The organism is Geobacter sp. AOG1, assembly GCF_019972315.1.
In the GTDB taxonomy this organism is placed as follows: Bacteria; Desulfobacterota; Desulfuromonadia; order Geobacterales; family Geobacteraceae; genus Geomobilimonas.
This window is the reverse complement of sequence record NZ_BLIZ01000001.1, coordinates 151,072-165,372: the sequence shown is the minus strand read 5'-3', so window position 1 is coordinate 165,372 and position 14,301 is coordinate 151,072. Positions and strand designations below refer to the sequence as shown.

The following is a 14,301-nucleotide window of genomic DNA, read 5'->3' as shown; positions in this document are numbered from 1 at the left end:
ATTAAGTGACGGAGGAAGGGCTGGCGTGGTCGGAGAGGTTGTATTTGGGGAGTTGTTCAAGAAAAAGTAGTAGATGGAAATTATGTTAATACATGCCCCTATAGAAAAGTTCTTACAACTGAACCGTCCTCAGATTTTGTAGAACTCTCGGCATCTGATCCCATGTCTTGCCCTGCAGCTCCCTGCCGGCTTTCTTTTTACGAACTCCGCCCCACTGTTTGAAAAAGAATGGGACGTTCGCTCTCAGGCATTTCCCCCTTATCCCGACAACCCACTCCTCTTTCATTGTACGAGCTCCGGGACCGGACTCGCCCCCCACGATAACCCAGTCAATGTCTTGGAGATTGAGGTCAGGAGTTGGCCCAAGCAGCGGCTCCATGGAGAGGAACTTTACAGGAGCCCCAGTCGACCGCAGGTGATCGACACGGTACGTGTAGTCATTGTTCTCTACACTGACTCCCATCCAGATATTCTTTGCCCATGGCAGTTCCGAACTAAGTCCGGCCAGCCTTTCCGATCGCTTTGTCAGAATCTGGAAGGTGTGCCAATGCGCCCGTCGCATCACATCAAAGACCTTCTGTATGAATTCTGCCGGCACGTCATCCAGAAAAAGGTCGCTCATGGAGTTCACAAAGATGGTCTGTGGTTTCTTCCATGTAAGGGGAAGTTCAAGTGCATGAGGGTGCAAAGCCAACTCGAAGCCTGTGAGGTAATTCTTCTGTCCCATCGCCTGCAGGCGCTTCGCCATCCGTTCTGCGTAGCAATGTTTGCAGCCGGGGCTTATCTTGATGCAGCCAGTAACCGGATTCCACGTTGATCCAGTCCACTCTATTGCTGACTTCGACATATTATTTCCCTTCAAAACAGGTCTAGCTGCGGCGTGCTATATTTCTTCACCTCGCCCCAGAACTTGTGTCCCAGAGAATGTTTGCTGAAAAATGCCAGTCGATACAGAGGTAAATTCTTTTCGGTCGACCGGATTTCAACCGAGGCTTCTGCAGTTGTGTATTTATAGCCGATATCTGCCATGGAAGTACAGAACTGCTTGATAAAAAAGAGGCCGAAATTTTCTCCATTCATTTCCGCCGCTGGCCATTCATCCCGCCATTTCGGTCGGCCGGTAAACTCTTCGATTTGTTTGCTATTATACTTCATGTAATACGACACATTACGTCGCACATCCATTCCGGTCGGGATGAGCACCAGAAAATCCATGTATTTAGCCGAAAGTCGCTGCAGCGTATTGAATTTGAGATTGTCGCTCTTGTAAGGATCCACGAAGCAGAAACCGAGCACCTTGTATGAGGTGGAATGTTGGGGGATCAGGGAGAGTATTTCGTCAACGGAATCGTTGGCGTCGCCATGGACGAAATGGCTATCCAACGAAGGATAGTGGACCTTGACCCTTTTGGATAACGCATCGAGGTTCGTCGCATCCTTCTCACAGAAGATATATCTGTCAAAAGGGTCTTCGATACTTAGTGCAATAAGCGGTGAGCCATCGACAATTTTACCGGTATCCTTGATTTTCGCGCGTCCCGCCCCCGAAAACAAATCGATGTAAACCCGACACTGCCACTTATCCTTCATGGACGTCGCAAACATCTGGGCGTAGTTACGAACGAGGCGGTATTTTTCTTCACCCCATGAGCCTATTTCCGGTAGATAAAATTCCATGATCGCCCTCGTACGAGGATAGTTATTTGTTGAGGTTTCCAAGTAGCCAATTGCGCCCTTGCCTCATGCCGCCAATGACAGTTCTTTAGTTATCTTTCCGCCCCATCACTTTAGCGGCACAAATTCACTATCCTTATTCTTGTTCGACCTGCACAACAAATCCGGCACATCCGACTTGGCGGCAAATTCCTTGTCGCCTTTCGGGTGCATCGCAACGAGAGTGTATTTATCCGTTGCGACGTCATTGAAATGCACGTCTATATCCTGCGTTTTCCTGAAGTTCGCCTGTTCCAGACTGTCGGGATACACTTTGTGCTCGGCATAATAGGTGTCGACGCACGTCCTGGCGTTTTTCAGCTCGGAAAGCGCGGCTGCATTGAAACTCTTCGTCCTGTACGCGGCAAATTGCGGTATCGCAATGGCGGCTATTATCCCCAGAAGGGCTATTCCGATCAGTGGCACCAGTACGAGGGCAACATTGTTCACCCCCCCGGCACGGGCTATCTCGACAGCCCTGCCCATCTCCGAAGGCATCGAGTTTATCTCATTCAGTTTTTTCTTTGTGTAGATGTAGTAAATGTAGTTCCCCGTCAGACCGAAGGCGACCATGGAGAGCAGGCCGACATAGGGAATGAACGAGATGAAAAAGGCAAGGAGAGCCCACATGTACTGTTTTCTGTACACCAGCCACCAGAAGGGAACGAAGAAGGCCGGCCAGTGCCAGGTCACGGCAAAACCGTCATCCCCGCCCGAGGTGAAGTTCTCGAACTTTCGCAGATATTTGTCGGCATTCTTGCCGACGAAGGTTCTCATATCATCGTCGGTGGCAGCCGAAGCTGCCGCCCTGGCACTTCGTCCGGCCGATGGTCTCTCCGTGCGCGGCTGCCGGACGGTCCTCTCCGCCGCTGCCTGGCGTAAAGCCGTTCGGACATCCGCTGTGGAGCTGGCGGCTGGAGAGACCGGTTTCGGCTGCTCCCGGGGCTGCTCCGGTGCCGGTTCCCTTTTTACGAGAAACCGTTCCTTGCATTTGGGGCAGGCAGCGTAGAGACCCTGCTCCGGTAACTTTGCGTCATCGATGTGTCCTGCCAGCTTACAATTCGGACAGGTGAAATCCATGCCTTCTGCCTCCTCTATTCACCGTATTAACACCACATAAATCACACCCAAACCAGCCTTCCGGGATGCCAATCAGCTCCATCCCAGCGTGAAAGCCGCTTCAACGGCTTTCACGCTGATCAAGCGGCTCTATGCCCTGCATACCGGCCTCCCATAACCCCTCCCGGGCACTCCATAAAAGATTGCTCATGTACATACACCCACAGAGACGGCAGCGTCAAGGATGAAGTGTGAAGGATATAGTGTGAATCGACGGAATCGCAGTGGATAGGTACTAGTTCTCCCCCGCAACGTGATTTGACACTTCTTGTTTGCGAATTAAACTTTGGAAGGCTGCACGATTAAATACTTCTTATTCTGGAAAGGCGGGCTCTATGAAAAAGATCGCATTCAAGGTCAATGGTGTTGCGCGTTCCTACTCCGGCAATCCCGACATGCCGCTGTTATGGTATCTCCGCGACGAACTGCACCTGACCGGCACGAAGTTCGGCTGCGGCAAGGGGCTCTGCGGAGCCTGCACGGTGCACCTCGACGGAGAGGCCGTGCGCAGCTGCATCACGTCCATGAAGAGCGTGGCGGGGAAGAAAATTGTCACCATCGAAGGGTTGAGCGCCAAGGGGGATCATCCTCTGCAGAAGGCCTGGAAGGAGTTAAGCGTGCCGCAGTGCGGCTACTGCCAGAGCGGCCAGCTCATGCAGGGGGCGGCGCTGCTCAAGGAAAAGCCGAAGCCGACGGACCAGGAGATCGACGATGCCATGCAGGGAAATATCTGCCGGTGCGGAACCTATGAGCGTATCCGCGAGGGGATAAAGCAGGCTGCGGGGGTGAAATCATGAGCTACGTGCTCCGTATCAGTCGCCGCGGTTTTCTCAAGACGGCGTTTTCGGCCGGGGCGCTGATCCTTTGCGCCCGGGTATTCCCGGGCAAGGCGCTCGATGCGCTGGCAGCGGAGGAGTGGTACCCCGGCGTCTACCTGGGGATCGAGCCGGACGGCACGGTGATCATCGTCGCCCATCGTTCGGAGATGGGGACCGGGATCCGCACCGCCCTGCCGATGGTGGCGGCCGACGAACTCGACGCGGACTGGGCGCGGGTCCGGGTCGTGCAGGCAATCGGCGATCCGAAGTATGGCGACCAGAACACCGACGGCTCGAAATCGATCCGCGATTTCTATGCCCCCCTGCGCCAGGCGGGTGCGACGGCACGGCTCATGCTGGAACGCGCGGCCGCGGCCACGTGGGGAGTGCCGGCCGCTGAATGCCGGGCGCGCAACCATCAGGTCGTACATGCCGGCGGTCGAACCGTCGGTTTTGGCGAACTGGTAGTCCGGGCCGCAAAGCAGCCGATCCCCGGTAAGGATGAGTTGCGCTTCAAAACGCCGGCCGATTTCCGCTATATCGGCAAAGGGGTGCCGATCGTCGACTTCGACGATATCTGCACGGGGAAGGGCATCTACGGCATCGACGCCCGGATGCCGGGAATGGTGTACGCATCGATCGAGCGGTCGCCGGTCCTCGGCGGCAGACTGACATCGTACGACGACAAGGAGGCGCGCAAGGTCAAGGGAGTGTTGCGGACGGTGACGATCGAGGCGGCCCAGCCCCCCTACGGGTTCCAGGCGCTTGGCGGGATTGCGGTGATTGCCACCAGCAGCTGGGCGGCGCTGCGGGGGCGGCAGAAGCTGAAAGTCGCCTGGGAGCCGGGTGCCAATGCCGGCTACGAATCGGAATCCTTCAGGACGACGCTCCTGGAGACCGTGCGCCGGCCGCAGAAGGTGGTGCGCTCAATCGGCGATGTGGATGCCGTATTTGCCAGGGGGGGTACGATCCGCGAGGCGGAGTACTACGTCCCTCACCTCGCCCATGCCACGATGGAACCGCCGGCGGCGGTGGCCGAATATAAAAACGGCAAGGTAACGGCCTGGGCAGCGACCCAGAACCCGCAGGCCGTGCAGGATGCGGTGGCCAAGGCGGTGGGGATCGCCAAGCAGGACGTAATCTGCCACGTGACGCTCCTCGGCGGCGGCTTCGGCCGGAAGTCCAAGCCCGATTACGTGGTTGAGGCGGCGCTCCTGTCGAAGAAGGTCGGGAAGCCGGTGCACGTCACCTGGAGCCGCGAGGACGATATCCGCCACGACTATTACCATACGGTGTCCGCGATGTACCTGAAGGCGGCGACGGACGCCCAGGGACGGCCAACGGCCTGGTTGCAGCGGTGCGCCTTCCCGCCAATCCCGTCGACTTTCGACGACTCGGTGCGCTATGGCGGGGACGGCGAGCTGGCCCAGGGGTGGGTGGACGTGCCGTTCGACATCCCCAACCTGCGCGCTGAGAACGGGCCTGCGCAGAGCCACGTGCGCGTCGGCTGGCTCCGGTCGGTGGCCAACATCTACCATGCCTTCGCGGTCCAGTCGTTCATCGACGAGCTTGCCGCGGCGGCGGGCCGTGACCGGATCGAGTATTTCCTCGATGTGCTGGGCCGGCCACGCACCATCGATTTCAAGGCCGAGGGGACGAAATACGCGAACTATGGGAAACCGCTCGACCAGTACCCTTGGGAAACGGGGCGTCTGCGGCGGGTGATCGAAGTGGTGGCGGAGAAGTCCGGCTGGGCGAAGAGGAAGCCGGAAAAGGGGCGCGCGCTGGGGTTTGCCGCGCACAGGAGTTTCTTCAGTTACCTGGCGGTGGTTGTGGATGTCCAGATGGACGAGCAGGGGCGAATCAGCATCCCGCGTGTGGACGTGGCGGTGGATGCGGGGCGGGTGGTGCATCCGGAACGGGTGCGGGCGCAGTTCGAAGGGGCGGCGGTGTTCGGCGCCAGCCTGGCTTTGATGGGCGAAATCACGGCGGCCCAGGGCCGGATCCAGCAGTCCAATTTCGACGACTACCCGGTGGCACGGATCGGCGAGGCTCCCAAGGAGACGCATGTGCACATCGTGCCGAGCGACGGCCTGCCGACCGGCGTGGGCGAGCCGGGGGTTCCCCCTATCGCGCCGGCGCTTTGCAACGCTCTGTTTGCCATAACCGGCAAGCGCATTCGCCAGTTGCCGATCAATAAGACCAAACTCACGTGACGCAGATGCGACGCCCCGGGATGAAAGATCGCGGAGAGCATTCCGGCGGCGGCCGTTCAGAACGCCAACCAAGGAGGTAGAGAATGAAAAAGTCTCTCGGATTGACCATCGCGATCCTCTTCATAGCGGCCCCCGCCCTCGCCGCAGAGCCGGTCTACAACACCGACGCCCAGCCGTCCCCGGAGGTGGCTCCCGGCGTCTACGGGAAGATGTTCAACCAGGTGCTCAGCAAGTTCAACCTTTCCATCGGCGGCTATGTCAAGCTTGACTATGCCTACAACTCCACCAACCTCGGGAACAACGGTGTCATCACTCCTGTCTCCGGGGCGATCCCCTCGAAGGCCATCAGCGGTACGGGCACCAACTCGGCGACCTTTGCCAACCAGGACCAGTCGGTCTTTTCCTTGAAACAGTCGCGCATCTGGTTCAAGGTGGATGGCCCATCGTATGCCGGCTCCAGAACCGGTGCCTTTTTCGAGGTCGACTTCTACGGCGACAACTCGGCCTCTGCCGAGAGTCCGATGCCGCGGCTGCGCCACGCCTACGGCACGATAGATTGGCCCCGGACCCAGGTGCTGTTCGGCCAGTACTGGGACATGTTCGCCCCCATGCTCGCCTCCACCGAGGACTTCCGGCTTGCCTCCCCCCAGGGGGCGGCGTACTCGCGCGTCCCGCAGATCAGGCTCACCCAGAAGATGGACTTCACCGCCGACCAACAGTTGAAGCTGGTCTTTGCCGTACAGGACCCGAACCAGACCGGCGATAACCAGGGTGCCGTAACCGGCCAGTACGGCCCGGGCGTGAACTATGCCGGCCAGATATTCTATATCAACAAAGGGCTCGGGGTTGCCCCCGGCTATATGAGCCTTACGATGAATCCGCTGACCGTAGGGGTTTTTGGCCTCTACGGGACCGAAAAGGCGCCGAGCAATGCCAACAAAAGCCTCTCCTCCTGGGGCTATGGGCTCTATACCTTTGCGCCCCTCCTCAGGTCGAAGGACGGGGTAAACCGGGCCATGACCCTGGCATTCGAGGGGCAGGCGTATACGGCGGGGAACCTCGCATACAACAGCGCCACATCGCTGTCTGTTGTCGGCACGACGCCGACGGGGGGGACGCAAGGGAGTACTTCCAACACGCTCGATGCCGCCGGCAACCAGAAACCGGCCAGGAACTGGGCCTTCATCGGCCAGTTGAAATTCTTCCCGATCCAGGACCTGGGGGTTACCGCCGGCTACGGTAGTCGCTACGCCTTCAATAATGGCGACTATGCCGGCATTGCCAATTACCAGCGGCAGTCGCGACAGATCTATGCCAACGTTACCTATGACCTCAATGCCGCGATACGGCTGGCCACGGAATATCAGAACATCGAGACCACGTATGGCAACGTCAACGGCGTCAGCGGCGCCAGGGCGAGCGGCGTCGACAACACCGTCCGCCTTTGTGCCTACTATTTTTTCTGACCTGCTGATCTCGAGTCTCCTGGCCCGCTGCCAGTCAGCATCGACCGCCGCCGCAAAGCTGAGAGCCGTACGCGCCCCATCTCCCGGCAGGCCACTGGCCTCGGCTAGCCACTTCTCAGTAATCGAAGGCGCATCCGGTGTTACCTTGGAAATCGACATAAAAAGTGGTAGACTCTGCAAATGAGTAGCCCCGGCCATTGCGGCCACTACTTATCGAAATGGAGGACACCATGCAGAAAATACGTTACGGAATCATTGTGCTGTGGATGCTGTCGTGCTCGGTGACGCCTGCCGCGGCCCAGGTAAGCATCGGTATCGGGTTACCCAACGTGAGCATCGGTATCAACCTGCCGCTGTTCCCGGAACTTGTCCGGGTGCCGGAATATCCGGTCTACTACGCTCCAGGGGTGGATTACAACTATTTCTTTTACGATGGGATGTACTGGGTTTTCCAGGGCGATAACTGGTACGCGAGTTCCTGGTACAACGGCCCCTGGTGGCTTGTGGACCCGTATGCCGTGCCGCTGTACATCCTGCGTGTCCCCGTGCGCTACTACCGACAGCCGCCGGTGTACTTCCGCGGCTGGCGGTCGAATGCACCACCCCGCTGGGGTGAGCACTGGGGCCGTGGGTGGGAGCAGCGCCGAAGCGGCTGGGACAGATGGAGGCGCGGCTCTGCTCCGGCGCCCGCCCCGCTGCCCGTCTACCAGCGGCAGTATACGGGAGACCGGTATCCCCGCCAGGTTGAGCAGCAGCAGAAGATACGCAACCAGCAGTACCGTTACCAGCCGCGCGACACGGTAGTTCGCAAGCACTATCAGCAACAGGGAGAACTCCGAGCGCCCGCGCCTTCCCCGCGGGGAAGACAAGAAGAGCCTCGGGCGAGAAGTCCAAGACCGCAGGATACCCAGCGTGCAATGCCGCCTCAGCAGGGCGGTCAGGCCGGACGACCGCAGCCGCAGTACGAGGGCCCTTCTCAGCAACGAGGTCCTGCACCACAGGACCAGAGGCAGCAGCGAGCCCCGGCAGTACAGGATCAGAGACGGCAGCCTGGGGCTATACAGCGTGAACAGCAGGAACCAAGGATGCGGGGCCCGGAACAGCGGCCGCAGGGGAGAGGGGAGTCGCAGGAGCCCAGGGGCCAAGGGCAAGGACAGCGGAGAGATGAGGAACGGGGCCGGTAATGCACGTGTAGTAATCGGTTGATATGCGACGTTCAGGGCGGATCTAGCCCGCGTCGGCTTCGGTTCAATGAAACGGGCGCACCACGGTGCGCCCGTTTTCGCGTCTTGGGGATCGCGTTTTTGAGACACCATACTTAATGCCCCTGCAGTATCCCCTCCGCGGCCCTGATCCCACTGGCCCAGGCGCCGGTTATGCCGCGGGATGTGCCGGCGCCGTCCCCCACCATGTAGACGTTGGCGCTTACCCGGAAATGGGGGTCGAGGAAGGCGGGTTTGTTCGCATACATCTTGATCTCCGGGTAGTACATGATGGTGCTCGGGTGGAGGACTCCGGGGACTATGGTGTCGAGCTTCTTCATGGCTGCCCAGATATGGCGCATGATCTTGGCCGGCACGGCCAGCCCAAGGTCGCCGGCCGTGACCGGACAGCTGGGGGGGAAGGCGTAGAGGTCCTCGTTGAATGCCTCGGCGGTGGAGCGTTTTCCCATGCGGAAATCCCCCACCCGCTGCATGAGCGGCTTGCCGCCGCCGATCTCGTTGGCCAGGCGGGCGAGAAATACTGCCATCTGCTGGCCGCTCCGGACCGGGTTCTTCAAACCGATGGTCTTGAGCAGGGCGAAATTTGCCAGGTTGTTTCCCTCCTGCTCCTCGGAGAGGGCGTGGCCGTTGACCAGGCTGAACCCCTGGTAGCGCTCGAGTACCACCCGCGCATGGCCCGAGTTGGTGCAGAAGGTGCGCACTGCGTCGGGGAAGAGGAACTTGGGGTCGTAGTAGTCGTTGACGATGGGGTAGTTGGCCACCCGTGTCTCGACGCGGATCCCCACATCCACCACGTTGTCGATGTAGGCGATTCCCATGCGCTCCATCACCTGCTGGAGAAAGCTGAACCCCTTCCGACCAGGGGCGACGATCACCTTCCGTGCATGCACCCTTTCCGTGCCGGCTATGACGACACCCGGTCCGTCGGCATCGTCGAAGACGTCGGTTACTTCCTTTTGCAGCATGAACTGCACCCCGCGACGCGTGAGCTCGCCCAGGAGACGCTGGATCAGGACCCTGCTCCGGTCGGTGCCGACATGGGCCTGGCGGACGTCCAGCAGGGTGACGCCGAGCCGTTCCGCCCGCCGCCGGTAGACCTCAAGGTTCTGCTTCTCCTTGATGGCCGGCTGCAGCCACTTTTCCACCTGGGGGAGGAGCCGCTCGGCCTCTTCTTTGGTCCAGTTCTCGGAGGCAAAGCCGATGGGGTAGGTGTAGTTCTGTTTGCAGTCGTTCAGCAGGCCGCCGGAGCAGATCTTCTCCCGGTCGACCATGAGGATGGAGAGGGAAGGGGAATGCTCGACGAGATGGAACGCCGCACCGAGACCTGCCGGGCCGGTGCCGACGATGATGATGTCGTAAGTTGGAGAAGGCATGGGATACTCCGTGTGAAAAATATTACTGTCCCAATTATACCCCGCATTTTGCGCTAAGGCTGATGGACGCGGCATGAAACTTCATTCGGCTCCGTACCTCACCATGTTAAAGAAAATGAAAATCAAATGCAAAAAACGTCCAGATGTTCTATACTATAGGCAGAGGAGCAGAGTGAATGGGGTAATAACCAGGAAAGGAGCAACGACGTATGAGTTATATCTTGGTAACGTTCATCATCCTGAGTGTGGTTACATTGGTATACCAGATAAGAAATTACAAGTCTGCGAAATAGCAGCCAGGTAATTTAAACTGCTCTTTACACCGGAGTCCGCAAGGAGTTCGGTTTTTTTTGCGTGGAGCCAGAAGAACAGATACGCAAGGCGCGGGAATTTTTAGCATTCCTGCTTCATGCCTCGGTTCTTTCACTGAAGAACCGGATCAGGAACTCCGCGTCCAGGGGTGAGAGATCGAACTTGAAGATCGCTTCCTGGACGAGGGGCTGGACCGGCTGGGCGGGATTTTCCTGCAGGTTTCCGGACACCCATTTCACGGCGCGTCGCAAATCTTCTCCATCGGGTAACAGGTCGTGCATGATGTGGGTTTCTCCTATTCTTCCCTATTCGTTTCCGTCCTGCAGTGCTCCGTCAGCACCCGTGTCGCCGTCCGACGGCGTCGGCAGGGGCTGAGGTGGCGGGTTGACGGGAGCTCCGCCATGTTTTGGGCAGTATTCGGTCGGCTCGGTCCCCGCTATGTAGAGTTCATCACGTTGTTCCGGGCACTCCGCATTTGCCAGGTAGCCGGTGCTCGGGTCGATGGCAACGGAAACGACCGTATCCGGTTTGGGGAAATCGATGGCCGGTCTGGAGGCCAGGGCCGGGCGCATGAACCGTTCCCAGATGGGGGCGGCGATACCTCCTCCGGTAAAGCCTTTTCCTCCCGGTTTCGGCTTGTCGTAGCCTACCCAGATGCCGGTTATCACCTGGGGAGTATAACCGATAAACCAGGCGTCCCGGTAGTCGTCGGTGGTACCGGTCTTGCCGGCGGAGGGATGTTCTTGGCTGAATTTCCTGAGGGACTTGGCAGTGCCGTACACCAGAACGTCCTTCAGCATCCGGGTCGTGACGAAGGCGGCAGCGGGGGAAAGGACCGGGGTGACGGCGGTCGGATTCTCGCTCCAACCGTTGCGATTGCGATCATAGATACGGAGTATGGTCCGTGATTCGGCCCTGACCCCACCGTTGGCCAGGGGGGTGTACGCCTGCACCAGGTCGTGCAGGGTGACTTCGTTGGTACCGAGGGCGAGGGAGAGATCGTTGGGCGAGCGCAGGGGCAGACCCATCTTCCCCGCAAAGTCGACGAACGAGGGGACGCCGATGGTATCCAGCACCTTTACCGTGATGACGTTGTTGGAGTATGCCAGCGCCTGCCTCAGGCTAAGCTGACCATACTGCTCTCTCCCGTAGTTCTGCGGCTTCCAGGTCTCGTTATTCCCCCGGTTGTAGCCCACCGGCGTATCGTCCCAGATGCTGCCGGCAGTGATTCCCTTTTCAAGGGCGGCGGCATAGATGAGCGGCTTGATAGCCGAGCCGGGCTGGCGCTTTGCGACGAAAGCGCGGTTGTAGGGATTCCGGGCGAAATCGGTCCCCCCCACCGTTGCCAGCAGGTCACCCGTTGTGGGATCCAGGCAGATCAGCGCCCCCTGCAACTCGGAGGAAACCTTGTGAACCCCTTCGCGCAGGGCCTTTTCCGCCAGCTTCTGCAGGTTCAGGTCCATGGCGGCGGTGACTTCCAACCCCCCCTGCTCGATGATGCCAGCTCCATACTGTTCGATCAGTTTGTTCCGGATATGGGCCATGTAATAGGGTGCCTGTCCGGGGGGGGTGACCGTTGCGCGCTGGGCTCTCACGGCCCCCCTCTCCCGGGGGGAGATCGCCTTGACCTCGACCATCCGCTTGAGGACCACGTCCCTTCGCAGCGCGACCTTGGCCGGTTTCCCCAACGGGTTGTAGGCGCCAGGGTTTTTGGGCACACCGGCCAGCAGGGCACATTCGGCGTCGGTCATCTCCTCCGGGTTTTTGTCGAAATAGAGCCGGGCTGCCTGGGCAATCCCCCAGGCCCCGTTCCCGTAATAGATTTCGTTGAAATACATCTCCAGGATCTGCTTCTTGCTGTATTTCCGCTCATACTCCATGGCCAGGCGGGCTTCGTCGATTTTTCGTTCGATCGATTTCTCCCCGGACAGATGTTTGTTCTTGATCAGCTGCTGGGTGATGGTCGAACCACCCTCGGCCAGTTTCCCCTTGACCACGTCCTTCACCAGGGCTCGCGCGATCCCCCGAACATCGATGCCGCCATGTTCATAAAAGCGGGCGTCTTCAACGGCCACCACTGCCTTCTGCAGGAACGGGGGGATGCGGTCGATGGGGACCCAGTACCTTTTCTCGGGAAGGATCCGGCCGACGAACCGCCCCTGGCGGTCGAAGACCTTGATGGTGGAGTAGCCGGCGGGGAGGGGGGGGTAGGTGGCGAAGTTTTCCTGGGCCCGGGCCGATGGGGTCAGTGTCAGTGCCAGGAAAAGGCCCAAAATCATGGAATGGAGCGCCTTTGCAAGGGGAGAGGATGAATGGAAAAGCAAGGTGTTGTTTACTCCTTCAGGGAGAATGGGGGACGGATTGGCCGTTTGCCCGCTGAAAGATTCTGTCACACCTGGTACATGGCGGCAAGTCAAATATAGTGATCGTGTTCATGCCAGGCACCATTACCATCGAACATCCCGTCTCTTCTGATTTTTTCCGCTACCTTCCTGAAGTGAAACCCGTAGACGGCATAGGTTATGGCCAGCGGGAAGAGTCGTGGCTTTCTGAGGAGAGACCAGAAGAAGAGTTTCCAGAAGTGGAGCCTCTCCCTGCCGATAACCCCCAGGAACAGGATCGATTTGAAGAGCGCCCCCACATACCCCGGCTGGAGGTGAAACTTCCCCAGATGCAGTGGCCGGTACTCCCTGAGGAGCCTGATCACCCGCTGGTAATAGTTCCTGGGGGAGTAGATGGTGTCGAGGATGGTCCGGTAGCCCCCGATGAGCGCCTTGACCTCCATCCGGGGAACAAAGTTGAGGTCGTTGTCCATATTGTTGCCGGAGTCGTCCCCCAGCAGCCGCCCCTCTCTACGTAGACGCCGGTGGAGCCTGGTCCCGCGAATGGCGGAAAGCAGACCCACCATGGCGGTGACGATGCCGCTCTCCTGAATGAAGAGAATCTGTTTTTCGAAGATCGAGGGGGGGTCGCTGTCGAAGCCGACGATGAACCCCCCATGCACCTGCAGTCCGGCCCGCTGGATGCACTTGACCGAGGCCAGCAGGTCACGGTTCCTGTTCTGCACCTTGCCGCTCTCGGCGTGGCTCTCCTCGTAAGGGGTCTCGATGCCGATAAAGACCTCCTCGAACCCGGCCCTGACCATGAGTTCCATGAGACGGGGGTCGTCGGCCAGGTCGATGGACGCCTCGGTATAAAAATAGAAGGGGTGCTCTTTCTGATCCATCCAGTCGATAATGGCTGGCAGGACCTCCCGCTTCAGTTTCCCCTTGTCGCCGATGAAGTTGTCGTCGACGAAAAAGATTGCCCCGCGCCATCCCCGGGCGTAGAGGCTCTCCAACTCTGCGATCAACTGCTCCCGCGTCTTGCTCCTCGGCCTTCTCCCGAACAGCGTGGTGATGTCGCAGAACTCACAGTCAAAGGGGCATCCCCGGCAATACTGGATATTCATGGCGGCATAGTTCCTGACATCTATCAGGTCCCAGAGCGGGATAGGGGTGGTCCTCAGGTCAGCCCATCGCTCGTCGGCATAGAGATGCCGTGCCCCGCCTTTGCACAGATCAGCCAGGAAGGGTGGAAGAGTGAGTTCCGCTTCCCCCAGTACCAGGTGGTCCACGTCGGGAAAATCGTCGTGGCAGGCGGTAAAGAGGGGGCCACCGGCCACGGTCCTCACCCCCAGTTGCCGGCAGCGGGCGATCACCTCCTTCGCCGACTTCCGCTGGATGGTCATGGCGCTGATGAAGACGTAATCCGCCCATGCCAGCTCCTCGTCGGAGAGAGCCTGGACGTTCATGTCGACGAGCCTCTTTTCCCACTGGCCGGGGAGCATGGCAGCCACCGTCAGAAGCCCCAACGGGGGAAAGCTTGCCTTCCTGTCGATGAATTTCAGGGCGTACCGGAAGCTCCAGAAGGTGTCGGGATAGTGGGGATACACGAGGAGAATCTTCATGTGAATGCTCCTGCGATGCATTTATGCGGGAAAGTGATTCTTTAGAGTGTATAGCTATTTCTGCGACTGTCATCGCCGGCAATGTAAACGATTTGTAAAAGATGGGCGACTG

Annotated in this window: 12 protein-coding genes and 1 pseudogene; 4 read left to right on the top strand and 9 right to left on the bottom strand. The window is 59.1% G+C overall.

The annotated features are described in order from the left end of the window. Window positions 1-112: 112 nt before the first annotated feature. The 3 genes from LDN04_RS00695 to LDN04_RS00685 all read right to left on the bottom strand — a co-directional run bounded on the left by LDN04_RS00695 (window position 113) and on the right by LDN04_RS00685 (window position 2,490). Entirely contained in the window at window positions 113-847 is a 735-nt protein-coding gene (locus tag LDN04_RS00695; protein WP_223905339.1) for a DUF5131 family protein, read from the bottom strand. An 11-nt stretch (window positions 848-858) separates the two neighbouring features. After that, window positions 859-1,677 (bottom strand): three-Cys-motif partner protein TcmP, encoded by an 819-nt coding sequence (gene tcmP, locus LDN04_RS00690; protein WP_223905337.1) that lies wholly within the window; start codon window positions 1,675-1,677, stop codon window positions 859-861. Window positions 1,678-1,782: 105 nt separating this feature from the next. Beyond that, window positions 1,783-2,490: a DUF2628 domain-containing protein gene (locus tag LDN04_RS00685; protein WP_223913314.1), complete on the bottom strand. Its 708-nt coding sequence runs from the start codon at window positions 2,488-2,490 to the stop codon at window positions 1,783-1,785. On the opposite strand from LDN04_RS00685, the gene LDN04_RS00680 reads away from it, so the two are divergent. After that, window positions 2,471-2,722: a hypothetical protein gene (locus LDN04_RS00680; RefSeq protein WP_223913410.1), complete on the top strand. Its 252-nt coding sequence runs from the start codon at window positions 2,471-2,473 to the stop codon at window positions 2,720-2,722. The two genes, LDN04_RS00685 and LDN04_RS00680, sit on opposite strands and share 20 nt — an antisense overlap. Window positions 2,723-2,736: 14 nt before the next feature. Here the strand turns inward: LDN04_RS00680 and LDN04_RS16915 are convergent. Continuing rightward, window positions 2,737-2,793, bottom strand: a pseudogene (locus LDN04_RS16915) (hypothetical protein); the annotation flags it as partial. A 374-nt stretch (window positions 2,794-3,167) separates the two neighbouring features. Here LDN04_RS16915 and LDN04_RS00670 point away from each other — a divergent pair. The 3 genes from LDN04_RS00670 to LDN04_RS00660 all read left to right on the top strand — a co-directional run bounded on the left by LDN04_RS00670 (window position 3,168) and on the right by LDN04_RS00660 (window position 7,332). Further along, window positions 3,168-3,629, top strand: coding sequence for a (2Fe-2S)-binding protein (locus LDN04_RS00670; protein WP_223905335.1), 462 nt, complete (start codon window positions 3,168-3,170; stop codon window positions 3,627-3,629). Beyond that, window positions 3,626-5,866: a xanthine dehydrogenase family protein molybdopterin-binding subunit gene (locus LDN04_RS00665; protein WP_223905332.1), complete on the top strand. Its 2,241-nt coding sequence runs from the start codon at window positions 3,626-3,628 to the stop codon at window positions 5,864-5,866. The genes LDN04_RS00670 and LDN04_RS00665 overlap by 4 nt, the downstream gene beginning before the upstream one ends. 83 nt (window positions 5,867-5,949) lie before the next feature. Next, window positions 5,950-7,332, top strand: a complete 1,383-nt coding sequence (locus tag LDN04_RS00660) for a hypothetical protein (protein ID WP_223905330.1) — start codon at window positions 5,950-5,952, stop codon at window positions 7,330-7,332. 320 nt (window positions 7,333-7,652) lie between these two features. On the opposite strand, the gene LDN04_RS00655 is transcribed toward LDN04_RS00660, so the two are convergent. The 5 genes from LDN04_RS00655 to LDN04_RS00635 all read right to left on the bottom strand — a co-directional run bounded on the left by LDN04_RS00655 (window position 7,653) and on the right by LDN04_RS00635 (window position 14,189). After that, window positions 7,653-8,156 (bottom strand): hypothetical protein, encoded by a 504-nt coding sequence (locus LDN04_RS00655; RefSeq protein WP_223905329.1) that lies wholly within the window; start codon window positions 8,154-8,156, stop codon window positions 7,653-7,655. Between the two features lie 494 nt (window positions 8,157-8,650). Then, the gene (locus tag LDN04_RS00650; protein ID WP_223905327.1) at window positions 8,651-9,928 is read right to left on the bottom strand and encodes an NAD(P)/FAD-dependent oxidoreductase; all 1,278 of its coding nucleotides are present in this window, start codon (window positions 9,926-9,928) and stop codon (window positions 8,651-8,653) included. A gap of 407 nt (window positions 9,929-10,335) precedes the next feature. Beyond that, the gene (locus tag LDN04_RS00645) at window positions 10,336-10,521 is read right to left on the bottom strand and encodes a hypothetical protein (RefSeq protein WP_223905325.1); all 186 of its coding nucleotides are present in this window, start codon (window positions 10,519-10,521) and stop codon (window positions 10,336-10,338) included. A gap of 24 nt (window positions 10,522-10,545) precedes the next feature. Then, window positions 10,546-12,519 carry a transglycosylase domain-containing protein gene (locus LDN04_RS00640; protein ID WP_223905323.1) on the bottom strand — a complete coding sequence of 658 codons (1,974 nt, stop codon included), beginning with the start codon at window positions 12,517-12,519 and terminating at the stop codon, window positions 10,546-10,548. Window positions 12,520-12,653: 134 nt separating this feature from the next. Further along, complete coding sequence (locus LDN04_RS00635; protein ID WP_223905321.1) at window positions 12,654-14,189, bottom strand: B12-binding domain-containing radical SAM protein; 1,536 nt, start codon at window positions 14,187-14,189, stop codon at window positions 12,654-12,656. Window positions 14,190-14,301 lie beyond the last annotated feature (112 nt).